Here is a 26,200-nt window from a genome sequence, read left to right on the forward strand (position 1 = left end):
ATCTAGTTCCTCAAGTTAAGTTGAGGTCAAGCGCCGATCTTCTTGCCCTTGTTGTGCCAGACCACGGCGACCGACGGGCGCGGCTGGTCGCCGTCGGGCCAGCGGCTGCTCGGGCTCTCCGGGCTCGCGCCGTCGGTCTCGCCCGGGTGCTGCACGGCCACGAACACGCTGCGCTGGTCCTGGGTGATCATCGGGCCGCAGGTCTCGCCGCCGATGGGGACCGTGAGGAACTGGCGCAGGTAGCCGCGCTCCTTGCCGCGTACGGGCATCACGAACAGGCCGTCGTTGGAGCCGAGCTGGTTGCCGTCCGTGGAGATCCACAGGTTGCCGTCACGGTCGAACGCCAGGTTGTCCGGGCACGAGATCGGCGAGACCTTCGACTTGTCGAAGCCGGCGAAGTAGGTCGCGGCGTCGTTCGGATCGCCGCAGACCAGCGGCAGCGACCAGGCGAACTTCGTCGCGCCGGCGTCGTTGCGCTGCTCGACGATCTCCAGCACGTGGCCGTGCTTGTTGGAGGGACGCGGGTTGGCCTCGTCCACCTGGGCCGCGGTGCGGTTGCTGTTGTTGGTCAGCGCCACGTAGACGGCGCCGGTGACCGGGTTGCGCTCGACGTCCTCCGGGCGGTCCATCTTGGTCGCGCCCACCTTGTCGGCGGCCACGCGGGTGTAGACCAGGACCTGCTCGGCGGTCATGCCGTCCACGAACGACTTGTCGCCCGAGACCAGCGGGATCCACTCGCCGGAGCCGTCGAAGAGGCCGTCGGCGGGCAGCTTGCCCGTGCCGTCGATCTCGGACGCCGGGCTGTCGCCGGTGAACTTGGCCACGTACAGGGTGCCCTCGTCCAGCAACGTCCGGTTGTGGCGGTCGAATCCGGGGATGTAGCGGTCCTTGGAGACGAACTTGTAGACGTACTCGAAGCGCGCGTCATCGCCCATGTACGCGACCAGGCGGCCGTCCTTGGCGATCGTGGTGGTCGCGGCCTCGTGCTTGAAGCGGCCGAGCGCGGTGCGCTTGATCGGCGTGGAGTCGGGGTCGAACGGGTCGATCTCCACGATCCAGCCGAACCTGTTGGCCTCGTTCGGGTGCTTGGCCAGGTCGAAGCGCTCTTCGACACGGTCGAACCGGCGGCTGCTCGACGGGGTGCCGGTGGTGAGCGTGTAGCGGGTGGCGTACTGCTTCTGCTCCGCGGGGACCTTGTCGGCGTTGACGAAGTACTGGTCGAAGTTCTCCTCGGCGGTCAGCACCGTGCCCCACGGGGTGGTGCCGCCGGCGCAGTTGTTCAGCATGCCGACCGGCTTGAGCCCCTGGGGGTCGGCGGCCGTCTTCAGGAGGGCGCTGCCCGCCGCCGGACCGCTGAACTTCATCGGGGTCTGGGCGGTGATGCGGCGGTTGTAGCGGCGACGGCCGTTGGTGACCAGCTTCCACTGGCCGGCGCCCTCGCGCTCGATCTCCACGACCGAACCGCCGTGCGCGGCCAGCCCGATCTTGATCTGCTCCTCGGTCGCGGTGGCGCCACTCGCGTACCCGCGGAACATCAGCTTCTCGTCGCTGTACTCGTGGTTCACCCAGAGCAGCGCGCGGTCGCGGCCCATCGGGAACAGCGTCACATAGTCGCAGTTGTAGCCGAACTGCTTGTTCTGGGCGTCGGCGGTCTGCTTCTCGAAGTCGAAGGCCGGCGCGTCGGGCAGCACCGGGTCGCCCCAGCGCACCACCACGGAGGAGCTGTAGCCGTCAGGCACGCGCAACGCGTCTTCCTTGTTCGGCGCCACAGGGGTGAAACGCAGGTCGCTCCCGGACGGGCCATGAGCGGTGGCAGCGGCCTCAGGGTCATCGGCCAGCGCGGGGGACGCCCCGGCCACGCCCACGCCCGCCACCAGAGCGCCCAGGGCTCCGGCGCGCAGCACGCCGCGGCGCGACAGCGCCTCCTTCACCACATCGCCGAAATAAGCGTTGTCAGAGGTGTTGCCGACGTCGTGCGCGCACGCGTTGCCGCAGCGGAACTGACAGGTCAGCGCGGATCGGCCACCTTTGTGCGGGGTGGAAAGCAGCGGCAGCGGCTGCCGTCCCCCCATGAGGTTCGCCACAGGTCCTCCAGATATGTGCGCGGTTGTACGCCGCGGAGGCTACGGTCGCCGCTGAAACCGAAGGTGAACGAAGACCTCCGTCTCGATGAACGCTGCCCGGGAGACAATAGTGAGGTGGCGGCACGCAAGATGGATCCTGAAAAGCTGAAATCGGCCCTCGATGACCAATTGGTCGCCCTCGACGAGCCTCCCTACGACGGGCCGGCGTCCGCGCTGCCCGACGCGCTCGTCGCGGCCGTGCTGGCCGCCTATGACCGGGGGTTGCGGCCGGAACGTGACGCGGCCAGGCAGGCGGTGCGTTACCTGCTCGACAAGCTGGCCACCGCCGCGCCCGGCAGGACGGTCGAGGTACGCGTCCCGCCGTACGCCGCCGTCCAGGCCGTCGCCGGGCCCCGGCACACCCGGGGCACGCCGCCGAACGTGGTCGAGACCGACGGGCGCACCTGGATCGAGCTCGCGCTGGGGCGGCTGACGTGGGAGGAGGCCATGGCGAAAGGCGCGGTCTCCGCCAGCGGATCCCGCGCCGATCTGTCAGCCCATCTGCCGCTGCGTTAGCGGGTCCCGCTTATCCAGGGAAACTTCTCCTCGAAGCAGCGCTCGGAGACCCGGCCGAGTGGATCGGTACAGTCCTGGACCACGTTCCAGAACCAGAGCGCCACGATCGCGAAGAGGACCAGGGAGAGGACGCTGATCACGATGCCCGCGATGGCGCGGCCCTTGCCCGCCTGCTTGGCGAGTGCCACGCAGCCGAAGACGATCGACAGGATCGCCGTGATCAAACCGGTGAAGCAGACGAACACCAGGAAGGGGCTGGCCACACCGAGGACCAGCGCGGCCGTGGCCAGGCCCTGGCCGGTTCTGTCCTCCTGCCCCGGGTAGGGCGGGCCCGGCCGGCCGTACGGGGGTCCGGCCGCATGCGGAGGGCCGTAACCCGGCGGGCCGCCGTACGGGCTGGACGGGGTGGTGCCCGGCACGCTGGGCGGCTCTTGCGAAGGGGCGCCGTACTGCCCGTACGGGGAGACGGGCGGCCCGCCGCTCTGTGCGCCCTGTTCGTACCGGGACGGCGCCGGCCTGCCCGGCGGCTCTTCCGGCGGCGGCCCCTCCCAGCCGGGATATGACGGGGTGGCGCCCGGGATCGGGAACGCCTGGGTCGCCTCGGCGTCGTCGCCGCCCGCCGGCTCCGGCGTCTCGGGCGCGGTGGGCAGGTCGGGGTGCCGGGGCTCGTGGGCCGGGCGCGGCTCGTGCGTGGACGGCACGTCAGGGCGCGGCACCACGGGCGGCGCCGGCGCGATCGGCTCCTCCCCCTCGCGTGCCGGCGGCTCGGGCTCCACCTCGGGAGGGGGCGGCGGCTTGGGCTCAGAGTCAGGTGTGCCCGGCGGTTCCTCCTCGGGCACGACACCGCCCGTGGGGCCGGCGCCGGGCGGGCCGGCCGACGACCAATCAGGCGGGGTCTCGTCGCCGCCCGTCGGCCCCGGCTCGTACGGCCTGGGCTCGTGAGGTCCGGGCATGGACGGACGTTCCTCCTGCCCTGGACGTTCCTCCTGCCCTGGACGCTCGTCCTCCGCGGCGCCGCCCTCGCGCCACCACTCGGTCGCGTGCTCGCCCTCTTCCGGACGTTCCTCGCGCGGGTCCTTGCCCGGGCGGGGCTCGTTCGGATCCCCAGATGTGGTCACGTCTGCGTCTCCCGACGGGTTTGCATGCCGGATACTTCACCCTTGCGCGGAGGACGTCGGCTAAACCACACGACACGGTAAGAGGCCGCCCATACTTGGGTCACCATGCACCAAAGCAGGAGGCGGCGGGCAAGATGAGGGCATGCTGGACGAGACCCTGTCGTACGCACTGATCAAGCTCATGAAGGCGCAGCGCAACCAGCTGGCCGCCGCCCTGGCGCCGCTGGGCCTGCACGTGGGACAGGAGATGCTGCTCAACCAGCTGTGGCGCGAGGACGGGCTGACGCAGGGCGAGCTCATCGCCAGACTGGGCGTGGAGCCGCCGACCGTGACGAAGACGCTGCAGCGGCTGGAGCGGGCCGGGTTCGTCTACCGGGCGCCCGATCCCGGCCGGCCGCGGGTGGGCCGGGTGCACCTCACCGACGCGGGCAAGGCGCTCCGCGAGCCGGTGGAGGAGATCTGGAACAGGCTGGACGAGGACCTTCAGCGCGGCCTCGGCGACGCCGAGCGCGATCTGCTCGCCCGTCTCGTCCGCGCCAAGCAGACCTAGCTCTTTTCACCGCCAGCGAACTGCCCTTGCGCGGCGATCCTCGCGTCTAGTTCGCTGGCTAATTAGTCGGCTAATTCAGATTTTGAAGGGATTTTGCCATGCATGTGCTCATTACCGGTGGCTCGTCGGGCATCGGCGCGGCGACCGCGCTCGCGTACGCCAAGACGGGGGCACGCGTCACGATCACGTACAAGTCCGGCGCGGACCGGGCGGCCGAGGTCGTCAAGCGGATCGAGGAGGAAGGCGGCGAAGCGGCGGCCGTCCATCTGGACCTGGAGGACCACACGACGATCGCGCCCGCCGTCGCCGAGGCCGGCCCGGTGGACGCGCTCGTCGCGAACGCCGTCCGCTGGGGCACGATCATGCCCAACAGTGTTCCCTTCGAGGACGTGCCGGCCGCGGAGTGGACGGCCGCCCTGCACGCCAACGTCGTCGGCAACGCCCTGCTCGCCCAGGCCGTGCTGCGCGAGATGCGGCGGCGGAAGTTCGGCAGGATCGTGTTCGTGTCGTCGGGGGCGGCCGAGGAGGGCATGCCGGGCCCCGGCCCGTACGGCACCGCGAAGATGGCCCTGCACGGCATGGCCCGCGCCCTGGCCTGGGAGGCCGGCAGGGACGGCATCCTGGTGAACGTGGCCGTCGCCGGCCTCACGATCACCGGCGTCTCCCGCCCCATCCCCCAGCCGGTCCTCGACGAGATCGCCGCCCGCACGCCAAGCCGCCGCCTGTCCACCGCCGACGACCTGGCCGCACTGATCGTCTTCCTCGGCTCCGCCGCCAACCGCAACGTCACCGGGGAGTTCGTACGTGACGGGTCCAATGCGGGCAGGTCATCCCACGCACTGTGATATTGCCCCGGGGTGCGAGCACAGATTCGGCCGACCTAGACTGAGGCATGTGCTGAAGGGCGACGGCCGGCTCGGCCATGACCTGGACCCCCATGACCGCGCTCCTAAAGACGCCTGTGGCGTCTTCGGCGTCTGGGCTCCGGGCGAGGAAGTCTCAAAACTGACCTACTACGGGCTGTACGCGTTGCAGCACCGCGGCCAGGAGTCCGCGGGCATCGCAGTCAGCGAGGGCAGCCGCATTCTCGTCTACAAGGACATGGGCCTCGTCGCCCAGGTCTTCGACGAGTCTGTGCTCGGCACCCTCCGCGGCCACCTGGCCATCGGCCACTGCCGCTACTCCACGACCGGATCGAGCGTGTGGGAGAACGCGCAACCCACGCTGAGCTCCACCGACGTCGGTGGCCTCGCGCTCGCGCACAACGGCAACCTGATCAACACCCCGGAGCTGGCCCAGCGCCTCGCCCCGGGGTCGACCAGGGCCACGACCGACACCGAGGTCCTGACCACGCTGCTGGCCCAGGACCGCACCCGCTCCGTCGAGGATGCCGCCGCCGAGCTGCTCCCACAGGTCAAGGGCGCCTACTCGCTCGTGTTCATGGACGAGAAGACGCTTTACGCGGCCCGTGACCCGCAGGGCATCCGCCCGCTGGTGCTCGGCCGCCTCGAGCGCGGCTGGGTGGTGGCCTCGGAGACGGCCGCGCTCGACATCGTGGGCGCCACGGTCGTCCGCGAGATCGAGCCGGGCGAGCTGCTCACCATCGACGAGCGCGGCGTGCGATCGCGCCGCTTCGCGCTGGCCGAGCCGAAGGGCTGCCTGTTCGAGTACGTCTACCTCGCCCGCCCCGACACCACCATCGCGGGCCGCGGCGTCCAGGTCACCAGGGTCGAGGTCGGCCGCGTGCTGGCCCGCGAGCACCCCGTGGAGGCCGACCTGGTCATCCCCACGCCGGAGTCCGGCACCCCGGCCGCCGTCGGCTACGCGCAGGAGAGCGGGATCCCCTACGGGCAGGGCCTGGTCAAAAACTCCTACGTGGGCCGCACCTTCATCCAGCCCTCCCAGACCATCCGCCAGCTCGGCATCCGACTCAAGCTCAACCCGCTGCGCGAGGTCGTCGAGGGCAAGCGGCTGGTGGTCGTGGACGACTCGATCGTGCGGGGCAACACCCAGCGGGCCATCGTCAAGATGTTGCGCGAGGCGGGAGCGCGCGAGGTGCACGTACGCATCTCCTCGCCGCCCGTGGCCTGGCCGTGCTTCTACGGCATCGACTTCGCCACCAGGGCCGAGCTGATCGCGGGCTCGCTGACGGTGGAGGAGATCCGTGCCTCGCTCGGCGCGGACTCGCTCGGCTACATCTCCCTGGAGGGGCTGACCAAGGCCACCACGCTTCCGGCCGATCGCCTCTGCAGAGCCTGCTTCGACGGCTCCTACCCCATCCCCATCGACCAGGACAACGTCGGCAAGTTCGTGTTGGAGACCAAAGCGTGAATACGTACGAGGCCGCCGGCGTTGACATCGCGGCCGGTGAGCGGGCCGTCGACCTGATGAAGAACAAGGTGGCGCGGTCCCGTCGCCCCGAGGTGGTCGACGACGCCAGCGGTTTCGCGGGCCTGTTCGACGCCTCTGCCCTGCTGCGTTACGAGCGGCCGCTGCTGGCCACCTCCACCGACGGCGTGGGCACCAAGGTCATGATCGCCCAGCAGTACGGCAAGCACGACACCATCGGCATCGACCTGGTCGGCATGGTCCTGGACGACCTGGTGGTGTGCGGGGCCGAGCCGCTGTTCATGACCGACTACATCGCCTGCGGCAAGGTGGTGCCCGAGCGCGTCGCCGAGATCGTCGGCGGCGTCGCCGAGGGCTGCCGCCTGGCCGGGGCCGCACTCGTGGGCGGCGAGACGGCCGAGCACCCGGGGGCGATGGGTCCGGACGAATACGACCTCGCGGGGGCCGGCACGGGGGTCGTGGAGGCGTCCGCCATGCTCGGGCCCGCCCTCGTCCAGGAAGGCGACGTGGTGCTGGGGCTCGCCTCCTCCGGGGTGCACTCCAACGGCTACTCGCTGGTCCGCCACATCCTGCGTGAGGCGTCGTTGTCCCTCGACGCGGTGCTTCCCGAGCTGGGGCGGCCGCTGGGTGAGGAGCTCCTGGAGCCGACCCGCATCTACTCCCTCGACTGCCTGGAACTGGCCCGCAGCACGGCCGGGGTGCACGCTTTCGCGCACATCACGGGGGGCGGGATCGAAGGCAATCTGTCGCGCTCGCTTCCCGGTCACCTGGACGCCCTGCTCGACCGGTCCTCGTGGACGCCTCCGCCGATCTTCGGCGTGCTGGCCGGTCACGGGCGGGTGGCCCAGAAGGACATGGACCGCACCTTCAACCTGGGGGTCGGCATGGCGGCCGTCGTCGCCGCTGACTCCGCGGACGCCGCCATCCGCCTGCTGGGTGAGCGCGGCCTGCAGGCGTGGGTCCTGGGCGAGGTCGTCCCCGGCACGGGCCAGGCCCGCTACCGCTGACCGGCCCCCTCCCGCCCGCCTACTGACGCGCCGGCCGTGCCGCCCGCGCTGCCGCGGTGCCCCTCCCGCCCGCCTACTGACGCGCCGGCCGTGCCGCCCGCGCTGCCGCGGTGTCCATGCCGCCCCGCCTGCCGGCGCGGCGGCCGGGCATGGCACCGCGAGAGCACCACAGGGAGGCCGCTGACCGCGTGGCCGGTGGCGTGTGCCCGCCCTCGGCGAGACCGGCCTCAGGTGCGGCCCGTCAGGTGGGCTTGTGGCGCTGGTAGTAGCGGGCCACGCGAACGCGGTTGCCGCACAGGTCGGGTGAGCACCAGCGCCGGCGGGGGTGGGCGGGGAGGAAGACCATGCGGCAGTCGGGACCCTCGCAGCCCCGGATCCGGCCGACGGCCGAGTCGGTGAGCAGGTCGGCCGCCGCCTCGGCGAGCTGGGCGAGCAGGCGGGCCAGGTCGTCGCCGTCCCGGTCCGTACCCGTGCGGAAACTGCCGTCCCGCCACTCCAGCACCCGGTAGGGCGGTGCGGCGCGGGCAGCCTCATTGAGCGCGGCGATGGCCGCGTCCGGCGGCACGGCGCCGTCGCGTACGGCGTTCAGCGCCGACTCCACATGGCCGCGCAGGCGGCGGACGGCGGCCAGCCCGGCGGCCGTGAGCGGGGCGGACGGTGGCGTGAGCCGGTCGGCCTGGCGGGCGAGCCACGTCTGGAAGTCCCCGGCCGCGTCGAGGGCGTCGAAGTCGCGGGCGCGGGTGTTGACCAGGTCCAGCGCGAGCGGCTCACCGATCAGGAGGTCCATGGAGACTAATGGTACATCTTGGGGTTGACCCATTAGAGGCCTCTCGCTATAACTAATGCATAATCCACCGAAAGAGGCATTAGTCATGGGCATTCCCCAGGTGCGGCACGGGTTCGTGGACGTGGACGGCGTTCAGGTGTTCTATCGGGAGGCGGGGCCGCGAGACGCGCTGCCGGTGCTGCTTCTTCACGGCTTCCCGTCCGCTTCGCACCAGTACAGGCGGTTGATGGACGCGCTGGGCGACCGCTACCGGCTGATCGCGCCGGACTACCCCGGTTTCGGGCACACGCGAGCGCCGGACGGCTTCGTCTACTCCTTCGACCGGCTCGCCGACGTGGTCGAGGGGTTCGTACGGGCGATCGGCCTGGAGCGGTTCGTCTGGTACGCGTTCGACTTCGGCGGGCCGGTGGGCTTCCGGGTCGCCACCCGGCATCCCGAGTGGATCGCCGCCTTGATCGTGCAGAACGCCAACGCCTACGACGAGGGCCTGTCCGACATCGCGCGCCAGGTCATCGCCGACCCCGCCGAGGACCTGTTCACGTTGCCGGTCACACGGAGTCAGTACGAGGACGGCGCCACGGACCCGTCACTGATCGCGCCTGACGGATGGACGCTCGACCAGCACTTCCTCGACCTGCCCGGACGCAAGGAAGCACAGCTGGCGCTCGCGCTCGACTACCGGTCGAACCTGGAGCTTTATCCCGCCTGGCAGGCATGGCTGCGCCGGCACCGCCCGCCCACGCTGGTGCTCTGGGGAGGCGGAGATGCGATCTTCATCGAGCCCGGCGCATACGCGTACCAGCGCGACGTGCCCGAGGCCGAGGTGCACGTGTTGGACACCGGGCACTTCGCCCTGGAGGAGAAGCTTCCAGAGATCGCCCCGCTCATCGCCGGCTTTCTTGCCCGGCAAGCGTGACGAAAGCCCCACGGTTGCCCGTGGGGCTTTGCCGGCGAGCAGCTCCTGGCCGCATCCGAGCTGAGGTCCGACGAACGAGAGCGAGGATCCGGCGCGCCGAAGAGCGGCCGGGCCCTCGGCCACGTCAACCAGGAGTGTGGCTATCGACGGCCGGACGGACGACTGTCGTCGTCTCCGGTGTCATAGTCATCGGCGTAATCGGCATAGCGATCCGCCAGCTCATCGTTGAGGTCGTCGGCGTCGTCATTGCGGCTGGAGTCTCCGACCCCGAGTTCATCGCGAAGACGGTCAAGATCCGTGCCACCGCTGTTGTACTTCAGCTGGCGAGCAACCTTGACCTGCTTGGCCTTTGCTCGGCCGCGCCCCATTGGCTCGACCCCCTCGTGTGGGGTCGTCCCCGACCCCTCGTCGCTAACGCACCACACACTGACGCCACCTGACTTTGGGCGTCAGCCTATCGTTCGCCTATTACCGTACCTGTTTTGTGCCCAGCTCGGTACGCCGTATGGGCGTGGGGCGTCAGTGGCCCAGCCAAATAGCCCTAATACGCCCGACTTCCGACATTCTGCGCTCAGCTAGCCTATCTGCTGCGACCGCGGGAGGAACGCCCTCATCAGCCGCGATTCGGAAGATCTTCAGAGTCGTGTCATAGATCTGGGCGGCCTTGGATCTGGCCCGTTCCATGTTGAAGCCCTTGATCTCGTCGGCGACCTGGATCACCCCGCCGGAATTGACGACGTAGTCCGGCGCGTACAGGATCCCGCGTTCGGCGAGTTGCTTCTCGACACCGGGGTGCGCGAGTTGATTGTTGGCCGCACCGCAAACGATTTTCGCTTTCAACCGAGCCACGGTGTCGTCGCCGAGCGCGCCGCCCAGCGCGCAGGGCGCGAACACGTCGATGTCGGCCGACGTCAGAGCCCTGGCGTCGGGCACCACGTCGACCTCGGGGTGCCGCAGGCGGACACGTTCGATCGCCTTGGGGCTGACGTCACAGATCACGACCTCGGCGCCGTCTTCGCGCAGGAGCTCGACCAGGCGGTGACCCACCTTGCCGACCCCTTCGACGCCGACCCGCTTGCCGTGCAATGACGGTGTGCCGTAGACCCGCTCGGCCGAAGCACGCATGCCCTGGAACACGCCGAACGCCGTGAGGATGGACGAATCCCCCGCGCCGCCGTTCGCCAGCGTGCGACCGGTCACGAAACGCGACTCCCGGGCGACGATGTCCATGTCCTCGCTGTAGGTGCCGACGTCGCAGGCGGTGATGTAGCGCCCGCCGAGCGACTCGACGAACCTGCCGTACGCGCGCAGCAGCGCCTCGTTCTTGTCCTGGGCCGGGTCGCCGATGATGACGGCCTTGCCGCCGCCCAGGTCCAGGCCGGCCAGCGCGTTCTTGTACGCCATGCCCTTGGCCAGGTTGAGCACGTCGGCGAGGGCCGCGTGCTCGCTCTCGTACGGGTAGAACCGGGTGCCTCCCAGTGCCGGCCCGAGTGCGGTGTTGTGGATCGCGATGATGGCACGCAGGCCGCTCTGCTCGTCGGCGCAGAACACGACCTGCTCGTGGACGTCCTTGTGGGACGAGCCGAAGACGTCGGTCACGGTAGTGACTCCCTGTCCGGTCCGCCGCACCGTTGCGGCGGAGATCACCTCACAGCGTAGTAAGCCACGACGGTGCACGCAGGGTCGCTTCGTGACACGATGCCTCCGTGCTGCCCTATGCCGCCTACCTCCGCGTCTATGAGCCACTGACCGCGTTCGCCGAGTCCGAGCGCAAGGTGTGGGCCGACTATGCCGACTCACGTGACCGCCCGCGCCGCGCGAACGCGCTCAATGCGGAGCACAGCGAGTCGGTCATGCGCCTGCTCGGCATGCCCCCTCAACCCGTTCCCGCTCAGGAGAGCCCCAACGCCTATCTCCGGCGCGTTGAAGACCGTCTCTATGTCTGTCCTTGGCAGACCCGGCTGCGCTCATGGCTGGCGTTCTCAAGGCTGCGCGGGACCACTCCCGCGAAGCTGATGGACCGTTTGGTGCCCAAGGGCGTCGCCGAGCAGATCGCCGACGACTTCGACCGGTTCAAGCGGCAGGCCGGCTCGTCCGCGTTGCGCACGCACATCCGCACTACGGCGTGGCATGTGCCGCCATCGTGGTTCGTGCCGTTTGATGGGAACGAGCGCTGGCTGGTGCTCGGCTCCGCCACTCCTGGACAGGACGTGAAGACCACGGCGACGGGACGCAACCTCATTTACGTCACTTCCATGGCGCAGGCCAGGAGGCGGGCCGCTCGGGCGCTCAACGTGCTGCGCAGGCATCTGGGGGACGTGTCTGCCAACTTCGACGTGGAGGACATCGCGCGGTGGCTGGAGGAGTTCCACCCGCATTCGCTGGTCGAGCTCGACTACGGCGGCCTCGTGCACCTCATGGACGACGACGCGCTGCAGGCCGACCAGTCGGTGGCGGAGCTCTCGGCGGCTCTGACGGGCCTGGACACAGGTCAAGAAGAACTTGCCTACGCCATGTACCAGAGGGTGATCCTCCGGTGGAAGTCAATGCAACAGCTGGAATCTGCCAACTGAACCCCAATACGACCGTCTGACCTGCATGAGTAGGTCACGTCTCACGGCTGCTCTCTTCTGCGAACTGAGTAGTTTGCCGTTTTCACTGCGATACCACGAACCGTGTCGCTAGAATCACCGAGCGTGACATGGCCACGGGGGCGGGCAGTTGGGTCAAAGAAGGGCTCGCCAATCGCTCTGCGTGGCGGTATGGTCACATCGGGTGATACCGCATATGGCTCAGAAAAGCCGCACGCTCTGGGCCGTAGGTGGACATCCGTGACACGCGCAAAAGGCAGTCACAGGATCGCGAAGCCGGTCCACACGGAGGAGAGGCCGCACAAATGTCAGCTCGTACACCCGAGGCCGAGCCACTGCTTACGCCCGCTGAGGTCGCCACCATGTTCAGGGTCGACCCCAAGACCGTCACGCGGTGGGCCAAGGCGGGCAAGTTGACGTCGATTCGCACCCTGGGCGGTCATCGGCGTTACCGGGAGACCGAGGTTCGGGCACTGCTCGCGGGGATTCCGCAGCAGCGCTCGGAGTAACCGGAGGGTCGTCACTCACGAACCTCAGGGGGGTTGAGGGGTGGACCAGGCTGAGACTGGGCCCGGTCCACCACGGTCGGAGAGTGTGGCGCCGCCCGCCCGGCGCCATCCTTCCGGTTCCCTCTACCCCAGGCGCTCCATCAGGGCGGCCACGTCTCTGTCATGGGTTGCGGCGACCCCCAGCAGCGCCACCATGTGCTCGACGAGCATGCGTTCGAGCATCGGACGTTCGATGTCGCGATGCTCCAGCCAGTCGAGACCCGCCGTCTCCACGGAGGCGATCCACGACCGCAGCGTCGTGCGCAGCACCGGGCTCGGCTCCTCGACGCCCATTTGCTTCTGGATGAGGCGGAAAAGCCGCCGCCGCACGCCGTCCACGATCTCGCCGACCTCGCCCGTCCTGTTGGCGGGGCCGCCGCGCAGCAGTGCCGCGAATCCGGCCGCGTGCTCCTCGACGAAGTCGAAATAACGCTTGAGCCCGGAGGCCAGCTCGTCCAGCGGCCGGCCGCCGTTCTGCGGACGCAACCGGGACTCCAGCTGCTCCGCCGCGCTCGTCAGCGCGGCCACGTAGAGCTCCTGCTTGCCACCGAAGTAGTGGTAGACCAAGGCCCGAGAGGCGCCTGCCGCCGATGCCACGTCGTCGATCGAGACGTCCTCCGCGTCGCGGGTGCTGAACAGCTCCAGAGCTGCCGCCATGAGCTCCTCGCGACGGCGGTCCACGCTGAGCCTGCGCCGTGCCGGCCGTGCCGTCTCGGCTGACTTCCCGCTTGTCACATCTGCACAGTATCGAATGGCTGACGTGTGAATATCCGGTCAATATCGGCATCCGTGCGTCAATCAGTGACGGAGGCCGTACCCTGCGGCTAACTCGATCGTTTGGTCAGACAGGTGCCCGTATCCGCCTCGCGGGGGAGACACATGTCAGGACCGCCCGTCAACACTTCAACCATTACTGAGCTCAGAGAGGTAGATGCCCTGCCTCGGCCCAGACCGACCATCCGCAATGTCGCCGAGCGAGCCGGCGTCTCGAAATCGCTGGTCTCTCTCGTGCTGCGCGGATCCCCGCACGTGAGTGAGCACCGGCGCCAGGCGGTGCTGCAAGCCGCCCGCGAGCTCGGCTACCGGCCGAACGCGGTCGCGCGCAGCCTGGTGGAAGGACGTACCCATCTCGTCGGCGCGCTCGTGGCCGACCTGCACAACCCGTTCTACGCCGAGTTCCTCGACGGCCTGCAGGAGAGCCTGCACGGCGACGGCCTGCGCATGCTGATCGGGAACAGCCAGTGGGACCCGGCGTTCGAGGACGAGGCCGTCGAGGCCTTCCTCGAGCTCCGCGTCGACGGGCTGGTCCTGCTGGGCATAGCGCCGACCAGCGAGACGCTGATCGAGGCCACCGCCTACACGCCGACCGTCGTCGTAGGGGAACGTGACATCGAGCTCGACAGCGTCGACATCGTGGTCGACGACGACCAGCTCGGCGCCCGTCTGGCCATCGACCACCTGGTCGAGCTCGGTCACAAGCGCATCGCGCACATCGAGGGGCCGCGCTCGTCGCGCTGCGAGGGCTACCTCGTGGCGATGCGCAGGCACTCGCTGGCGCCCTACATCATGGTCGAGGCCGCGGACTCCTCCGAGGACGGCGGCCGGGCGGCGGCGATGGCGCTGCTGACCCGCGATCCCAGGCCCACGGCGATCTTCGCCGCCAATGACGTGGTCGCGCTCGGCGTTCTGTCCGCCGCCGACGAACTGGGCCTGCGCGTGCCGGAAGACCTCTCCGTGGTCGGGTACGACAACACGCATCTGTCGGCCTCCCGGCACATCTCGCTGACCTCGGTCGACCAGCCCCGCCGCGCGATGGGCAGGTCGGCCGCCGCACTGCTGAGCGACAGAATCGGAGACCCCGCCAAGGTCGCCCGCATGCGCGAGGTCCGCCCCGAGCTGATCGTCCGCCGCAGCACCGGAAAAGCGGAATGAGAAACCTGCGGGGTGGGCTGCCGCTACGGCGCGGACCCCGCGCACGACGGTAGGGCGGCAGTCCGCCGAGGCAGGTTTCTTATTCGGAGAATGACCAAACTGCAAAGCAGGCTGCCGGTACGGGAGCCTGCTAGAGCAGGTTTCTTGTTCGGGAACCGCCAAGGCTGAGTCAAGCAGCGTGGCGTGGCGGCCGCGCGGCGGTTTACTCGACAGGGTCATGCTATTTGTGGCCGGATCCATCCGGTCACGATCTGATCCGGGGGAACAGTCATGCGTGATCCGGAACTGGTGTCCTGCGCCCAGCGCGCGGCGGCCGAGCTCGAGCGCGCCTGGGGGCACTGGCGCGCGGGCAGGGGGCGGGGCGTCGACGCCGGCGCCGAATCCGTCGCCAGCTACGTCGCCCACTCCCTCGACCACCCGTGGGGCCGCCCCCGCGTCGTTCTCGGTCTCGACGCCGAGGACGCGCGGGAGCTGGCCGCCCTGCTGGATCGTCAGGAGGTCGGGGCACCGGGGTTCTCGTAAAGGACGGTTCGAGTTTCGGGTTTGACGTAAGTTGGAGCCCATGCGTGCTCTACCAGCGTCAGTACTCGCCGTCTGCGGCCTGATCGCCTCCGCGTGCGGCGGCACCGGCTCCGGTGGCGCCGCGGCGGGTCAGGCCGCTCCCGCGACCGCCGTGCAGCAGCAGGCGCCTGCACAGAGGCAGGCCACGGCGAAGGACGGAGCGTCGGAGAGCAAACCGCTGGACGGCAAGGTCGTCGTCATCGACCCCGGCCACAACGGCGGCAACCGCCGCGATCCGGCGGCCGTCAACCGCAAGGTCAACGTGCTGACCAAGTGGAAGCCCTGCGACACGACGGGCACCGCCACGAACAACGGCTACAGCGAGGCCGCCTTCACGTGGGACGTCTCCACCCGCCTCGCCAAGATCCTCAAGAGCCGCGGCGCCACGGTCAAGCTGACCAGGGACAGCAATGACGGCGTCGGCCCGTGCATCACCGAGCGGGCCGCGATCGGCAACAAGGCCAATGCGGACGCCGCGATCTCCGTGCACGCCGACGGCTCGGCCCCGGGCAACCGCGGCTTCCACGTCATCATCCCCAAGAAGATCAACGGGCCCGTGGACAAGGTCGTGGGCAAGTCCGACAGGCTCGGCCTGGCCGTACGCGACGCCTTCGCGAAGGGCACCGGCCTGCCGTACTCGACCTACATCGGCCGCGATGCCCTGAGCTACCGCAACGACCTGGGCGGGCTCAACCTCTCGACGGTGCCGAAGATTTTCATCGAGTCCGGCAACATGAGGAACGCGGTCGAGGCGGCCAAGTTCCAGGACCCGAAGTTCCGGCAGCGGATCGCAGTGGCGCTGGCGAACGGATTGCAGCACTATCTCGAAGCATGATTCCTCGCCCTGAGCTGCTCACCCACCTGTCCGCCTCCTACGAACTGACCGCGGGCGCGACCGTGTCCGGCGACCTCGTGGACGCCGTACGGCTGGCGCTGCCCGTGCTGGACCTGCGTCCAGGCGACTCCGGTGAGATCGACGTCCGCCGGGATCCCGCACTGGGCGAGGAGGCGTACCGGCTGACGGTCGGCTCGCGGGGCATTGAGATCGTGGCGGGCGGGCGCGCCGGCGCGTTCTACGCGGCGCAGTCGCTGCACCAGTTGTTGCCCCACGCCACCTACCGTTCCTCCGCACAGGATTCGTGGCTGGTGCCCGGGGTCCGGATCGACGACGCCCCGCGGTTCTCCTGGCGGGGGTTGCACCTGGACGTGGCCCGGCATTTCTTCCCCAAGCGGGAGATCCTGCGCCTGGTGGACCTGATGGCGATGCACAAGCTCAACCGGCTCCACCTGCACCTGGTGGACGACCAGGGGTGGCGGGTGGAGAGCCGGGCGTACCCGCTGCTGCACGAGGTCGCCGCGCACCGCGCGCGTACGGCGATCAACTACTACCGGGAGCCGGAGGCGTACGACGACGTCCCGCACGGCGGCTACTACACATTCGACGACCTGGCGGAGATCGGGGCCTACGCCCGGGCGCGCTGCGTCACGGTCGTGCCCGAGATCGACGTGCCGGGGCACGCGTCGGCGATCCTGGCGGCCTACCCGGCGTTCGGTGCCACCGGGGAGCGGCACGACGTGCTGGACCGGTGGGGCATCTCGCCCGCGATCCTGTCGCCGCTGCCGCCGACCGTGGAGTTCCTGATCACGATCTTCGACGAGCTGATGGGGGCGCTGGGCGAGACGCCCTACGTGCACATCGGCGGCGACGAGGTGGTGCTCGACCACTGGGCCGGCTCGGCGGAGATCACGGCGTACCGCGAGTCGCTGGGGCTGGCCACCACCAACGACCTGCAGGCGTGGTTCCTGCGGCGGCTGGCGGACGCGCTGGCCGAGCGCGGGGCGCGGGCCGTGGTGTGGGACGAGGCGTTCGTCAGCGGCGGGTTGCGGCAGGACACCGTCGTGATGCCGTGGCGCGGCATGGGTGTGGGCCGGCGTGCCGCGGCCGCCGGGCACGACGTGGTGGCCACGCCGGTGTTCCCGCTGTACTTCGACTACGCCGAGGCGGCCTCGGCCGACGAACCTATGGCCATCGGGGACGCGATCACGGTCGAGGACGTGGCCGCGTTCCAGCCGGCGCCCGAGACGTGGACCGACGAGGAGCGCGCGCGGGTCGTGGGGGCGCAGGCGCAGCTGTGGACCGAGCGGGTGCCGGACGCCCGCACGCTGGACTACCGCATGTGGCCGCGGGCTTGCGCGCTCGCCGAGGTGGCCTGGTCGGGCACCGGGCAGGAGGGCTTCGCCGGGCGGCTGGAGGAGCACCTGGGGCGGCTGGACGCGATCGGGGTGGAGTATCGCCCGCTCGCGGGGCCGCACCCGTGGCAGCGTCGGCGGCCGCACCGTCCGAGCGGCGTCCGGGTGGCGGACGTGATGGCTCGCATCGAGGCCATGACGCACGACCCGGAGTCCACCCGGCCGAGCATGTAGCCCGTCAAAAAGCCGGGCGGTCGTTGAGTATGCGCTGGAACAGCCGGTGGTCCTGCCACTTGCCGTCGATCTCCAGGTAGAGCGGGGCGACGCCGTACGGCTCGAAGCCGCACTTGAGCAGGACCCTCTGCGAGGCGACGTTGTGGAGGAGTGTGCCGGCCGCGATCCTGTGCAGGCCCACCTCCTGGTCGGCCATCCGGCACACCTCCTCGACGGCTTTGGAGGCCAGGCCGCGGCCGGTGTAGCGGGCGTCCGTCCAGTAGCCGAGGTCGGCGCTGAGCCACGGCCCGCGGACGATGGTGTTGAGCGTCATGCGCCCGACGATCTCCTCGCCGTCGGCCAGGACCCACGGCACCGCCCGGCCCGCGGCCTGCTGCTCCAGCACGTCCTGGAGCCGGCGGGCCTGCCCGCGCAGCGTGTAGAACTCCTCGGGCCTGCGGGGCTCCCACGGCCGCAGGTGGTCGCGGTTGCGGACGTAGGCCCGGAGCAAGGCCGCGGCGTCGCCCTCTGTGGCCGGGCGCATGACGACGTCGTCTGTGAGTGCCACCGCTTCGATCACCATGCCACGATAGTGCGTCAGGCGGTGCGGCCGATGGCCTCCGTGATCGACTTCAGGCCGTGACGGCGTGCGCGCCTGGCCAGCCGGCGGTGGATGCGCGCGGCCCAGAGCGGGCCGCCGTAGATCCAGCCCGTGTAGCCCTGGACGAGCGTCGCGCCGGCAAGGAGGCGCTCCCAGACGTCGTCCTCGTCCTCGACCCCGCCGGCCGACACCAGCGTGAGGCGGTCGCCGACCCTCGCGCGCAGCCGGCGCAGCACCTCCAGCGAGCGGCCCTTGAGCGGACGGCCGGACAGTCCGCCGGTCTCGCCGGTGTGCTTGATCGTGGTGTTGGTCGCGATGATCCCGTCCAGGCCCAGCTCGAGCGCCAGGTCGGCGACCGCGTCCACGTCCTCGTCGGCCAGATCGGGGGCGATCTTGACCAGCAGCGGGGTGCGGCGGGGCGTGTTGTCCGCGACCTCCTTGACCGCGGTGAGCAGCGGCCGCAGCAACGAGACGGCCTGCAGGTTGCGCAGCCCGGGCGTGTTGGGCGAGCTGACGTTGACCACGAGGTAGTCGGCCAGCGGGGCCAGTGCCTTGGCACTGGTCACGTAGTCGGCTGCGGCCTCGGACTCGGGCACGACCTTGGTCTTGCCGATGTTCACCCCGACCACGACGGGCACGCCGCGGGCGCGGCGCAGCCGGCGGGCGGCGGCCGCGGCGCCGGCGTTGTTGAAGCCCATCCTGTTGATCAGCGCGTGCTCTTTGGTGAGGCGGAACAGGCGCGGGCGCGGATTGCCGGGCTGGGCGTGCGCCGTGATGGTGCCGACCTCGACGTGCCCGAAGCCGAGCGCCGCGATCGCCTCCGCGCAGGCGGCGTCCTTGTCGAACCCGGCGGCCAGCCCCAGCGGGCCGGGGAAGTGCACGCCGAACGCGCTCACGCGCAGAACGGGGTCGTGCGGCGCGAGCGCGCGATGCAGCAACCGCTTGACCAGCGGCAACCGCGCGAGGAGCGCGAGGGCGCTCACCGTCAGATGGTGCACGGCCTCGGCGTCGAAACGTCGCAAGACCTGCGTGAACACGAGGCGATACATCACGGGTCAGGCTACCAACCCTGCCTCGTGGGCGATGATCGCGGCCTGTACGCGGTTGCGTACGTCGAGCCGGGTGAGGATGGCGCTCACGTACGCCTTCACCGTGCCCTCCACAATGTGCATCCTGGCCGCGATCTCGGCGTTGGACAGTCCGGCGCCGAGCAGGGCGAGCACGTCACGTTCGCGCTGGGTGAGCGCCTGGATGCGGTCGCGGGCCTGCGCGCCCCTGGCCATCCTGCCGTCGGCGAGCTGGGCGATGACCCTCTGCGCGACCTTGGGCGACAGGTAGGCCGCGCCGTCGGCCACCGCGTGGATCCCGGCGATCAGCTCGCGCGGGTCGCCCGACTTCAGCAGGAAGCCCGCGGCCCCGACGTCGAGCGCCTTGGCGATGTAGTCGTCCTCCCCGAACGTGGTGAGCATCACCACGGCCGTCTCCGGCGCGACCCTGCGGATCTCGGCGGCCGCGCCCAGCCCGTCGAGCCTCGGCATGCGGATGTCGAGCAGCGCCACGTCCGGTCGATGGCTGATGGCCAGGTCGACGGCCTGCCTGCCGTCGCCCGCCTCGGCGACCACGTCCAGCGATGGATCGGTCGCGAGGATCGCGCGCACCCCGGCGCGGATCATGGCTTCGTCGTCGGCGAGGAGAATACGGATCACAGCTCTATAGTGGCCGACATGGCTCAGGTGAAGATGTACGGCCGCAGGGACGTGTGGTCCGGGCGGCAGCGGGAGATTTCGGACCTGGTGCAGTCGTGCCTGGTGAGCGCGTGGGGTTTGCCGGAGGACAAGCGGTTCCACCGGTTCCTGCTGCTGGACGCCGACGACTTCGTGTGCCCCCAGCGGAGCGATCGCTATCTGATCGTCGAGGTGGTCTGCTTCACCGGGCGCACCGACGACGCCAAGCGGGCGCTGATCCGGGCGCTCTACGACAAGTGGCCGCACGACCCCGAGGACCTGGAGCTCACCATCATCGAGATGCCCAAGGTCAACTGGGGAATTCGCGGTGTTCCCGCTGATGAGCTCACCCTGTCGTACAAGGTGGAGGTCTAGCGAAGAGGAGAGTTCGGACGGACGGTATGGTCCGACTCATGAGCACTCACTATGACGTCGTCGTTCTCGGCGCGGGTCCGGGAGGATACACGGCCGCGGTCCGCGCCGCCCAGCTCGGGCTGCGCACCGCGGTCGTCGAGGAGAAATACTGGGGAGGCGTCTGCCTGAACGTGGGCTGCATCCCGTCCAAGGCACTGCTGCGCAACGCCGAGCTGGCCCACATCTTCCACAACGAGGCCAAGACGTTCGGCATCAGCGGCGATGTCACCTTCGACTACGGCGCGGCCTTCCAGCGCAGCCGCAAGGTGGCCGACGGCCGGGTCAAGGGCGTTCACTACCTGATGAAGAAGAACGCCATCACGGAGTACGACGGCCGCGGCACGTTCCTGGACGCGAACACCCTCCAGGTGAACGGCGAGACGATCACGTTCTCCCACTGCATCATCGCGGCGGGCGCGACCACTCGGTTGATCCCGGGCACGCAGTTGTCCGAGCGGGTGGTGACGTACGAGGAGCAGATCCTCACCGAGGAGCTGCCGCGCAGCATCATCATCGCGGGCGCCGGCGCCATCGGGGTGGAGTTCGCGTACGTGCTGCACAACTACGGCGTCAAGGTCACGATCGTGGAGTTCCTGGACCGGGTCGTGCCGCTGGAGGACGAGGAGGTCTCGGCGGAGCTGGCCAAGCGCTACAAGCGGCTCGGCATCGAGGTGATGACCTCGACCCGGGTGGACGGCATCGAGGACACCGGCGCCTCCGTCAAGGTCACCGTCACCAAGAACGGTCAGCAGCAGGTGCTCGAGGCGGACAAGGTCCTGCAGGCCATCGGGTTCCAGCCGCGGGTGGACGGCTACGGTCTGGAGAAGACCGGCGTGGCGCTGACCGACCGGGGCGCGATCGCGGTCGACGGGCGCCTCCGGACGAACGTGCCGCACATCTTCGCCATCGGCGACGTCACCGCCAAGCTGATGCTGGCGCACGCCGCCGAGTCCATGGGCATCATCGCCGCCGAGACGATCGCGGGCGCGGAGACCATGGAGCTGGACTACGTGATGATCCCGCGGGCGACGTACTGCCAGCCGCAGGTGGCCAGCTTCGGCTACACCGAGACGCAGGCCCGCGACCTGGGCTACGACGTGAAGGTCGCGAAGTTCCCGTTCACCGCGAACGGCAAGGCGCACGGCCTGGGCGACGCGGCCGGGTTCGTCAAGATCATCAGCGATGACACGCACGGCGAGCTGCTCGGCGCCCACCTGATCGGGCCGGAGGTCACCGAGCTGCTGCCGGAGCTGACGCTGGCCCAGCAGTGGGACCTGACGGTGCACGAGGTGGCACGCAACGTCCACGCGCACCCGACGCTCGGCGAGGCGGTCAAGGAGGCGATCCACGGCCTCGCCGGTCACATGATCAACATGTGAACTCCTGGGGCGCCGCGCCGAGGCTGAGCGCGGCGCCCGGATCACACTCGGCACGCAGGCTTTTCGTCAGCGTGTCGGCCTGGTCGATCAGGTGACGCAGGCCCTCCGTGTCGCCGGTCCTGGCCAGCAGGTCCCGGTACCGTTCATTGCTCTTCTGCAGTTCCTGCGCACGCAGTGCCGCGTCCGCCTCCCGCACCCGGCGCGCGTACGCCTCCAGCTCTTCCACCCGCCCCGCGACAGCCGCCACCGACAGGCCGAGCGCCTCCCGCTGGGCCTGCAGCACGGCGGCGAGCTCGGGCGTCATCACCTCGCCCAGCGCCGCGGCCTGCTCGGCCCGCAGGTCGGTGTGGGTACGCAACAGGCAGGCGATCTCCCACAGCTGTTCGGGCAGCACGACGTCGTTGGCGATGGCGTCGAGGAGTCCCAGCCGGTGCACGCGGGAGCCGGACACGTCCGTGACGGCCTGCCGCGCCCTGGCCAGCAGGTCGAGCGCGGCGTCGTCCAGCGCGGACGGGATGACGTAGCGGCCGGCGTACCTGCAGTAGCGCCGATGTCCCATGCCGGGCCGGGTGACGCCGATGAAGAGCATCGTGATGACCACGACCATCACGGCCGACAGCCCGGCCGCCCCGGGGTCGGTGTGGTAGGCCGCCACGGTGAACAGGGCTCCCCCGCCGCCGGTGACGACCGCGCCTAAACGGAAGAGCCACCGCACCCAGGGTGGCGGGTCGCGGTCAGGCGGGCCGGGCAGCGGCGAGGCCGCGTTGAGGAGGCGCGACCGGTCGCGTGCGGACAGCGTGGGATCCACGATCGGCTCATCAATCCAGTCCCCCATGGGCGGCACCTCCGTCGAGTGGGACACCGGCAGGTGATCCCCTTCGAGCACACCGCGCCAGGTCCCGCCGATCCACCAGGCCGGCGTGCGGATGTCGTGAAGAACTCGTGCAGTTATCCTTGGGGGCCGTGTCCCGACTTCCGGAGTTGTACGTCGCCGTGGACGTGGAGGCCGACGGGCCCGTTCCCGGCCCGTACAGCATGATCTCCCTGGGCATGGCCGTGGCCGGGCGGCCGGACCTGACGTTCTACACGGAGCTGCGGCCGATCTCCGACGCATACGTGCCCGAGGCGCTGGCCGTCTCCGGGCTCGACCGCGACCGGCTGCTGCGCGAGGCGCCCACGCCGGAGGAGGCGATGGCGGCGGCCGCCCGGTGGGTGAACGGGCTGCGGGAGATCGGGCGGCCCGTCTTCCTGGCCGCGCCCGCGGTGTGGGACGGCATGTTCGTGCACTGGTACTTCATGCGCTTCACCGGGAAGAGCCCGTTCGGCGCGACCGGGTCCGGGATCGATCTGCGGAGCTACTGGATGGGACTGACCGGCCGTGAGTGGTCCGCGAGCCGCAGTGGCGACATCAAGCGGGAGCTGGGCCTCGATGGGTTCCCCCACACACATCACGCGGGAGAGGACGCGGTCGAGCTGGCCCGGATATTCGAGCAGGTCCTGCGGCGTACGGCAGGCTGACAGGTTCTTACCAGTTCTTCAGAATTCGCACAGGATGCTCTGAACCAGCGAGGAAATGGTCAGTGGCATGACCTCAACCTCGGAGAGGGCGCCAAGCCACCGCAAGCTCGCCCAAGCAGGCACGATCTCGCTACGTTTCGGACTCTTAGCTCTGGTCGCCATCGGCATCGCCGGCGCCGCCTTCGAGCTCGCCTTCGAACGCCACTGGGAGAGCATGACCCAGATGATCCCGTGGGCGGCGCTCGTGCTCCTCACGGTCGCCCTGGCCATGCTGGCCTTCGGCGGCTCCGCGCGCACGGTCACCGTGGTTCGTGTGATGGCACTGGTCGTGCTGCTCACGGCGGCGTACGGCGTCTTCGTCCACATTTCGGTGAACTACGGCGCCGGCGGCTCCGACACCGAGTGGAGCACGCTCTCGCCGCTCACCCAGTGGTGGTACGCGGCCACCAAGACCGTCGGCTTCGCCCCGCCGCTCGCACCCGGCATGCTCGCCCAGAGCGCGCTCATGCTGCTGCTGGCCTCCCTGACCACGAAGAGGCGGGAGCCGGCCGAACTGGAAAACTGAGTGCCACGGCGCCAGGCCGAACGGCATGGCGCTCGTGGCATTCGTTCAGCGCCTGGTCCAGCCGATGAAGGCTTTTCTCGCCGTGCTCTGAACGTCTGCTGAACACCATCTATCCGAAATCCGAACTTATCCGGAGAGATCAGCGTCACATTCAGACAACCGATGTGACTTCTGAGACTGGTGAGGTTCGAGTGGCGTTAGGTCGTACATTCATCGCAGCGGTCGCGATGATCGCTGTCGTGTTCAGCGCCGACGGGGCCGCGGCGGCCGTGGAGCCTCGCGTGGTCGCGCGGGACATTCCCACGTCCGTGAGCGAAGCCGACGAGGACGAGCCCGTGTGCGTCCGGATCAAGGGAGCGGAGGCGTGCGTAGGGCCGGACGGGAGCGATCGGCCGGGGATCACGATCGAGGACACCGCGCGTGACAAGGTCCACCCCGCCGTCGAGTACTACCTGAACGGTTACCTCGGCACCAAGTACGTGATCCACAACCTGGCCCGCGAGGGCGAGGTGCGCGGCAGCCGCGAGATCGGAAAGGTCGTGACCTTCCGGGTGGCGCTGTACGACGGGAATCGCCGGGTGCGATTCGGCCGGTGGAAGACCGTGCAGAACATCGCCAAATATCCGGTCAAGCGGGAGACGCGCGTCACCCCGGCCGCCGCTCGTGCCCGGGCCAAGGTCTGCACCTCGACCAGAGGCGCCTCCATGACCTGCTTCGCCGAGCGGAACACGTACGTCTTCGCCTGCGACACCCGCGCCGACAAGTATCAGGCGCGCGCCGAATACTTCGTGGCCGGCGACCCGACCGCGCGGTTCGAGATCCACCAGCTGGCCGGCGTCAACACGTGCGGCAAGGCCGAGCACGGCGATCTGGCCATCAGCATGTACCGAGCCTCGGTGTTCGACCACAACCGCCGGATCGAAACGAAGCTCTACAGGTACAACTGACCTACTGACGGCGGGCGAACGGCGCGATGATCTCGCGTACCTCCTGCGCGGCGCCCCAGCCGCCATCGTCGTGGGCGATGTCGCTCAGCAACTCCCGCAGGTGGAACACCCGCATGCGCTGCCGCCAGCCATCCGGCAGGGGCGCCGCCTCGTTGTACGCGGCGAAGAACCGGTCGGAGGCCGGCGGGCGTGGTGAGCACCAGAGCATGCTCAGGTCGGCCTCGGCCCAGCTGTAGGAGACGGCGGGATCGATCAGGGCGGGGCCGCCCGCCCGGTCGGTGAGAATGTTCTCGCGCCACAGGTCGCCGTGTGTCAGCACCGGCCGCCGGGGCGGCAGCAGGTCGGGCAGCGCCGCGCAGAGCCGTTCGAGCGATCGGCGTTCCTCGGCGTCGAAGGCGGCCTCCACCAGCGGCTCCGGCAGCCAGCGCAGGATGCGGCGCTGGGCGAGGAAGGCGTGCCCGTCCTCGTCCCAGGTGTTGTCCTGGCGCAGCCGGCCGAGCCAGCCGTCCCTGTGCCAGCCGAACCGCTCACCGGTCACGGCATGCATGGAGGCGACCATGCGGCCCAGGTCCTCCCAGAACCGCTCGTTGTCGTCCGGTCGCGGACACAGCGGCTCCAGGACGAGCAGGTCCGGTGTCACCGCCAGCACGTCCGGGGTCGTGGCACCGGCCTCGCGCAGCACGCGCAGCCCTTCGGCCTCGATCTCGAAGAGATCGGCCCCGGCGCCCTGCAGGGTCTTCGCGAACACGCGGGAGCCGTCCCGGAGGGTGGCCATGCCTGCCATGGCCACCACCCCGCCGGGAGCGAGGTCGGCGGAGACGGCGTCGAATCCGGCCGCGCGCAGCCGGGTCAGCAGCGGATCCATCAGCTCGGCCTGCGGTAGACGAGCAGATATCGCCAGAAGAGCAACCGCCGGATGGTGGCCCCAGGAAGCAGGGCGGCCGCCTCCCGCCGGATCTCCTCCAACGACATCTCGGGATTCCTGACCGGCGCCCGTGTGCCCTCCGCCCGCCCCCGAGGCTCCGTGGCGGCGACGGCGAGGCGCGCGGCCGCGTTGGCCGGGATGGCGGCCAGGCTCCATGCGTAGTCCACGGCCGACCGCTCCGGATAACAGCCCAGGATGGCCAGCACGCCTCCGGGCGCGAGCGCGTCCCGCAGCGCGGCGACGGTGCCGAACGGCACGTGGTGGATGCTCGCCAGGCAGGAGATGTAGTCGTAGCGGCCCTCGGGCAGCTCCATCTCGGTGATGTCGGCGTGGTGGAAACGCGGGCCCCCGCCTTCTGCTTCGGCGGCCTTGATCACCTCCGCCGCCGGGTCCACGGCGTCGACCTGGATCCCGAGGCTCGCGAGCCGCCGCGCGAAGCGGCCGGTCCCGCAGCCGACGTCCAGCGCGGTCCGGCAGCCCTTCGGCACCCGGCGCAGGAGCGTGCGGTGGTAGTGATCGTTGTGGTCGAAAGGCATGCGGTCCTTTCCGTCCGGTCCGGCTCGACGGCGATCATAGCTTCGCGATGGCCGTCGTCCGCCGTTTCCACCGTTTCGCCGCCCGCCCTATCCAGATATGTCGCCGCTTGCGCAACCGGCTCCACCACGCTCCAGGCCCGGCCGTGAAAGTTTCACGGCTGGTTGACGGTCCTGGCGCCCTCCCCTCATG

At 69.8% G+C, this 26,200-nt stretch carries 29 protein-coding genes; 17 read left to right on the forward strand and 12 right to left on the reverse strand.

Translation table 11 applies throughout. The features are described 5' to 3' along the window. Window positions 1–26: 26 nt before the first annotated feature. Window positions 27–2,072, reverse strand: a complete 2,046-nt coding sequence (locus EDD27_RS40105; RefSeq protein ID WP_127941285.1) for a PhoX family protein — start codon at window positions 2,070–2,072, stop codon at window positions 27–29. A 141-nt stretch (window positions 2,073–2,213) separates the two neighbouring features. Here EDD27_RS40105 and EDD27_RS40110 point away from each other — a divergent pair, with 141 nt between their 5' ends. Further along, entirely contained in the window at window positions 2,214–2,639 is a 426-nt protein-coding gene (locus EDD27_RS40110; RefSeq protein WP_127941286.1) for a sterol carrier family protein, read from the forward strand. Here EDD27_RS40110 and EDD27_RS40115 read toward each other — a convergent pair. Continuing rightward, window positions 2,636–3,757: a DUF4190 domain-containing protein gene (locus EDD27_RS40115; RefSeq protein ID WP_127937020.1), complete on the reverse strand. Its 1,122-nt coding sequence runs from the start codon at window positions 3,755–3,757 to the stop codon at window positions 2,636–2,638. The two genes, EDD27_RS40110 and EDD27_RS40115, sit on opposite strands and share 4 nt — an antisense overlap. 142 nt (window positions 3,758–3,899) lie before the next feature. Here EDD27_RS40115 and EDD27_RS40120 point away from each other — a divergent pair, with 142 nt between their 5' ends. From EDD27_RS40120 to purM, 4 genes are all read left to right on the forward strand, one after another. Further along, window positions 3,900–4,307 carry a MarR family winged helix-turn-helix transcriptional regulator gene (locus EDD27_RS40120; RefSeq protein WP_127937021.1) on the forward strand — a complete coding sequence of 136 codons (408 nt, stop codon included), beginning with the start codon at window positions 3,900–3,902 and terminating at the stop codon, window positions 4,305–4,307. Window positions 4,308–4,405: 98 nt separating this feature from the next. Continuing rightward, entirely contained in the window at window positions 4,406–5,152 is a 747-nt protein-coding gene (locus EDD27_RS40125; protein ID WP_127937022.1) for an SDR family NAD(P)-dependent oxidoreductase, read from the forward strand. A gap of 49 nt (window positions 5,153–5,201) precedes the next feature. After that, a complete protein-coding gene (gene purF / locus EDD27_RS40130) occupies window positions 5,202–6,638 on the forward strand; it encodes an amidophosphoribosyltransferase (RefSeq protein ID WP_127937023.1) in 1,437 nt (478 codons plus the stop codon). After that, on the forward strand, window positions 6,635–7,663 hold the full coding sequence (gene purM / locus EDD27_RS40135; protein ID WP_127937024.1) for a phosphoribosylformylglycinamidine cyclo-ligase: 1,029 nt from the start codon (window positions 6,635–6,637) through the stop codon (window positions 7,661–7,663). The genes purF and purM overlap by 4 nt, the downstream gene beginning before the upstream one ends. A gap of 241 nt (window positions 7,664–7,904) precedes the next feature. Here the strand turns inward: purM and EDD27_RS40140 are convergent, their stop codons facing one another. Next, a complete protein-coding gene (locus EDD27_RS40140; protein ID WP_206641865.1) occupies window positions 7,905–8,450 on the reverse strand; it encodes a CGNR zinc finger domain-containing protein in 546 nt (181 codons plus the stop codon). An 85-nt stretch (window positions 8,451–8,535) separates the two neighbouring features. Here EDD27_RS40140 and EDD27_RS40145 point away from each other — a divergent pair, with 85 nt between their 5' ends. After that, window positions 8,536–9,366: an alpha/beta fold hydrolase gene (locus EDD27_RS40145; RefSeq protein ID WP_127937026.1), complete on the forward strand. Its 831-nt coding sequence runs from the start codon at window positions 8,536–8,538 to the stop codon at window positions 9,364–9,366. A gap of 140 nt (window positions 9,367–9,506) precedes the next feature. On the opposite strand, the gene EDD27_RS40150 is transcribed toward EDD27_RS40145, so the two are convergent. Continuing rightward, window positions 9,507–9,734 (reverse strand): DUF3073 domain-containing protein, encoded by a 228-nt coding sequence (locus EDD27_RS40150; protein ID WP_127937027.1) that lies wholly within the window; start codon window positions 9,732–9,734, stop codon window positions 9,507–9,509. A 151-nt stretch (window positions 9,735–9,885) separates the two neighbouring features. After that, window positions 9,886–10,965, reverse strand: coding sequence for a Glu/Leu/Phe/Val family dehydrogenase (locus EDD27_RS40155; protein ID WP_127937028.1), 1,080 nt, complete (start codon window positions 10,963–10,965; stop codon window positions 9,886–9,888). 107 nt (window positions 10,966–11,072) lie between these two features. On the opposite strand from EDD27_RS40155, the gene EDD27_RS40160 reads away from it, so the two are divergent. Both EDD27_RS40160 and bldC read left to right on the forward strand, forming a co-directional pair. Next, window positions 11,073–11,939, forward strand: a complete 867-nt coding sequence (locus EDD27_RS40160; RefSeq protein ID WP_127937029.1) for a DUF8083 family protein — start codon at window positions 11,073–11,075, stop codon at window positions 11,937–11,939. A gap of 323 nt (window positions 11,940–12,262) precedes the next feature. Further along, window positions 12,263–12,466 (forward strand): developmental transcriptional regulator BldC, encoded by a 204-nt coding sequence (bldC, locus tag EDD27_RS40165; RefSeq protein ID WP_013133571.1) that lies wholly within the window; start codon window positions 12,263–12,265, stop codon window positions 12,464–12,466. A 123-nt stretch (window positions 12,467–12,589) separates the two neighbouring features. Here bldC and EDD27_RS40170 read toward each other — a convergent pair whose 3' ends face one another. Then, entirely contained in the window at window positions 12,590–13,240 is a 651-nt protein-coding gene (locus EDD27_RS40170) for a TetR/AcrR family transcriptional regulator (protein WP_241564516.1), read from the reverse strand. Window positions 13,241–13,384: 144 nt separating this feature from the next. Here EDD27_RS40170 and EDD27_RS40175 point away from each other — a divergent pair, with 144 nt between their 5' ends. The 4 genes from EDD27_RS40175 (at window position 13,385) to EDD27_RS40190 (ending at window position 17,422) form a co-directional block, all read left to right on the forward strand. Further along, window positions 13,385–14,437: a LacI family DNA-binding transcriptional regulator gene (locus EDD27_RS40175; RefSeq protein ID WP_241564517.1), complete on the forward strand. Its 1,053-nt coding sequence runs from the start codon at window positions 13,385–13,387 to the stop codon at window positions 14,435–14,437. Between the two features lie 270 nt (window positions 14,438–14,707). Beyond that, a complete protein-coding gene (locus EDD27_RS40180) occupies window positions 14,708–14,959 on the forward strand; it encodes a hypothetical protein (protein ID WP_127937030.1) in 252 nt (83 codons plus the stop codon). Between the two features lie 40 nt (window positions 14,960–14,999). Continuing rightward, complete coding sequence (locus EDD27_RS40185; RefSeq protein ID WP_127937031.1) at window positions 15,000–15,833, forward strand: N-acetylmuramoyl-L-alanine amidase; 834 nt, start codon at window positions 15,000–15,002, stop codon at window positions 15,831–15,833. Then, window positions 15,830–17,422: a beta-N-acetylhexosaminidase gene (locus EDD27_RS40190; RefSeq protein ID WP_127937032.1), complete on the forward strand. Its 1,593-nt coding sequence runs from the start codon at window positions 15,830–15,832 to the stop codon at window positions 17,420–17,422. Before EDD27_RS40185 ends, EDD27_RS40190 begins: the two co-directional genes overlap by 4 nt. A gap of 4 nt (window positions 17,423–17,426) precedes the next feature. Here EDD27_RS40190 and EDD27_RS40195 read toward each other — a convergent pair whose 3' ends face one another. From EDD27_RS40195 to EDD27_RS40205, 3 genes are read right to left on the reverse strand one after another with little or no spacing between them, the layout of a single operon-like run. After that, window positions 17,427–17,984: a GNAT family N-acetyltransferase gene (locus EDD27_RS40195; protein WP_127937033.1), complete on the reverse strand. Its 558-nt coding sequence runs from the start codon at window positions 17,982–17,984 to the stop codon at window positions 17,427–17,429. A gap of 14 nt (window positions 17,985–17,998) precedes the next feature. After that, window positions 17,999–19,051 carry a quinone-dependent dihydroorotate dehydrogenase gene (locus EDD27_RS40200; RefSeq protein ID WP_206641866.1) on the reverse strand — a complete coding sequence of 351 codons (1,053 nt, stop codon included), beginning with the start codon at window positions 19,049–19,051 and terminating at the stop codon, window positions 17,999–18,001. A gap of 6 nt (window positions 19,052–19,057) precedes the next feature. Next, window positions 19,058–19,708, reverse strand: a complete 651-nt coding sequence (locus tag EDD27_RS40205) for a response regulator (protein WP_127937035.1) — start codon at window positions 19,706–19,708, stop codon at window positions 19,058–19,060. Between the two features lie 18 nt (window positions 19,709–19,726). Here EDD27_RS40205 and EDD27_RS40210 point away from each other — a divergent pair, with 18 nt between their 5' ends. Next, window positions 19,727–20,101 (forward strand): tautomerase family protein, encoded by a 375-nt coding sequence (locus EDD27_RS40210; protein WP_127937036.1) that lies wholly within the window; start codon window positions 19,727–19,729, stop codon window positions 20,099–20,101. 38 nt (window positions 20,102–20,139) lie between these two features. Continuing rightward, window positions 20,140–21,519: a dihydrolipoyl dehydrogenase gene (gene lpdA, locus EDD27_RS40215; protein WP_127937037.1), complete on the forward strand. Its 1,380-nt coding sequence runs from the start codon at window positions 20,140–20,142 to the stop codon at window positions 21,517–21,519. Here the strand turns inward: lpdA and EDD27_RS40220 are convergent. Continuing rightward, entirely contained in the window at window positions 21,509–22,354 is an 846-nt protein-coding gene (locus EDD27_RS40220; RefSeq protein WP_127937038.1) for a hypothetical protein, read from the reverse strand. The genes lpdA and EDD27_RS40220 overlap by 11 nt on opposite strands. A gap of 128 nt (window positions 22,355–22,482) precedes the next feature. Here EDD27_RS40220 and EDD27_RS40225 point away from each other — a divergent pair, with 128 nt between their 5' ends. From EDD27_RS40225 to EDD27_RS40235, 3 genes are all read left to right on the forward strand, one after another. Further along, window positions 22,483–23,037, forward strand: a complete 555-nt coding sequence (locus tag EDD27_RS40225; protein ID WP_127937039.1) for a 3'-5' exonuclease — start codon at window positions 22,483–22,485, stop codon at window positions 23,035–23,037. A 67-nt stretch (window positions 23,038–23,104) separates the two neighbouring features. Beyond that, entirely contained in the window at window positions 23,105–23,602 is a 498-nt protein-coding gene (locus EDD27_RS40230) for a hypothetical protein (protein WP_241564518.1), read from the forward strand. 227 nt (window positions 23,603–23,829) lie between these two features. After that, window positions 23,830–24,549, forward strand: a complete 720-nt coding sequence (locus tag EDD27_RS40235) for a hypothetical protein (protein WP_127937040.1) — start codon at window positions 23,830–23,832, stop codon at window positions 24,547–24,549. A gap of 1 nt (window position 24,550) precedes the next feature. Here EDD27_RS40235 and EDD27_RS40240 read toward each other — a convergent pair whose 3' ends face one another. Together EDD27_RS40240 and EDD27_RS40245 are read right to left on the reverse strand one after the other, a co-directional pair. After that, window positions 24,551–25,414 carry a fructosamine kinase family protein gene (locus tag EDD27_RS40240; protein WP_127937041.1) on the reverse strand — a complete coding sequence of 288 codons (864 nt, stop codon included), beginning with the start codon at window positions 25,412–25,414 and terminating at the stop codon, window positions 24,551–24,553. Then, complete coding sequence (locus EDD27_RS40245; RefSeq protein WP_127937042.1) at window positions 25,414–26,010, reverse strand: class I SAM-dependent methyltransferase; 597 nt, start codon at window positions 26,008–26,010, stop codon at window positions 25,414–25,416. Before EDD27_RS40245 ends, EDD27_RS40240 begins: the two co-directional genes overlap by 1 nt. Between the last annotated feature and the right edge of the window lie 190 nt (window positions 26,011–26,200).

Source organism: Nonomuraea polychroma (genome assembly GCF_004011505.1).
Classification (GTDB): Bacteria; Actinomycetota; Actinomycetes; order Streptosporangiales; family Streptosporangiaceae; genus Nonomuraea; species Nonomuraea polychroma.

Excerpts from the sequence above, each read along its gene's own strand:
- EDD27_RS40230 (WP_241564518.1), top strand. The coding sequence starts at position 23,105 with ATGACCTCAACCTCGGAGAGGGCGCCAAGCCACCGCAAGCTCGCCCAA.
- EDD27_RS40120 (WP_127937021.1), top strand. The coding sequence starts at position 3,900 with ATGCTGGACGAGACCCTGTCGTACGCACTGATCAAGCTCATGAAGGCG.
- EDD27_RS40245 (WP_127937042.1), bottom strand. The coding sequence starts at position 26,010 with ATGCCTTTCGACCACAACGATCACTACCACCGCACGCTCCTGCGCCGG.
- EDD27_RS40180 (WP_127937030.1), top strand. The coding sequence starts at position 14,708 with ATGCGTGATCCGGAACTGGTGTCCTGCGCCCAGCGCGCGGCGGCCGAG.
- EDD27_RS40190 (WP_127937032.1), top strand. The coding sequence starts at position 15,830 with ATGATTCCTCGCCCTGAGCTGCTCACCCACCTGTCCGCCTCCTACGAA.
- EDD27_RS40210 (WP_127937036.1), top strand. The coding sequence starts at position 19,727 with ATGGCTCAGGTGAAGATGTACGGCCGCAGGGACGTGTGGTCCGGGCGG.
- EDD27_RS40200 (WP_206641866.1), bottom strand. The coding sequence starts at position 19,051 with ATGTATCGCCTCGTGTTCACGCAGGTCTTGCGACGTTTCGACGCCGAG.
- lpdA (WP_127937037.1), top strand. The coding sequence starts at position 20,140 with ATGAGCACTCACTATGACGTCGTCGTTCTCGGCGCGGGTCCGGGAGGA.
- EDD27_RS40150 (WP_127937027.1), bottom strand. The coding sequence starts at position 9,734 with ATGGGGCGCGGCCGAGCAAAGGCCAAGCAGGTCAAGGTTGCTCGCCAG.
- EDD27_RS40105 (WP_127941285.1), bottom strand. The coding sequence starts at position 2,072 with ATGGGGGGACGGCAGCCGCTGCCGCTGCTTTCCACCCCGCACAAAGGT.
- EDD27_RS40145 (WP_127937026.1), top strand. The coding sequence starts at position 8,536 with ATGGGCATTCCCCAGGTGCGGCACGGGTTCGTGGACGTGGACGGCGTT.
- EDD27_RS40125 (WP_127937022.1), top strand. The coding sequence starts at position 4,406 with ATGCATGTGCTCATTACCGGTGGCTCGTCGGGCATCGGCGCGGCGACC.
- EDD27_RS40140 (WP_206641865.1), bottom strand. The coding sequence starts at position 8,450 with ATGGACCTCCTGATCGGTGAGCCGCTCGCGCTGGACCTGGTCAACACC.
- EDD27_RS40110 (WP_127941286.1), top strand. The coding sequence starts at position 2,214 with ATGGATCCTGAAAAGCTGAAATCGGCCCTCGATGACCAATTGGTCGCC.
- EDD27_RS40235 (WP_127937040.1), top strand. The coding sequence starts at position 23,830 with ATGATCGCTGTCGTGTTCAGCGCCGACGGGGCCGCGGCGGCCGTGGAG.
- EDD27_RS40220 (WP_127937038.1), bottom strand. The coding sequence starts at position 22,354 with ATGGGGGACTGGATTGATGAGCCGATCGTGGATCCCACGCTGTCCGCA.
- bldC (WP_013133571.1), top strand. The coding sequence starts at position 12,263 with ATGTCAGCTCGTACACCCGAGGCCGAGCCACTGCTTACGCCCGCTGAG.
- EDD27_RS40195 (WP_127937033.1), bottom strand. The coding sequence starts at position 17,984 with ATGGTGATCGAAGCGGTGGCACTCACAGACGACGTCGTCATGCGCCCG.
- EDD27_RS40240 (WP_127937041.1), bottom strand. The coding sequence starts at position 25,414 with ATGGATCCGCTGCTGACCCGGCTGCGCGCGGCCGGATTCGACGCCGTC.
- EDD27_RS40185 (WP_127937031.1), top strand. The coding sequence starts at position 15,000 with ATGCGTGCTCTACCAGCGTCAGTACTCGCCGTCTGCGGCCTGATCGCC.
- EDD27_RS40175 (WP_241564517.1), top strand. The coding sequence starts at position 13,385 with ATGTCAGGACCGCCCGTCAACACTTCAACCATTACTGAGCTCAGAGAG.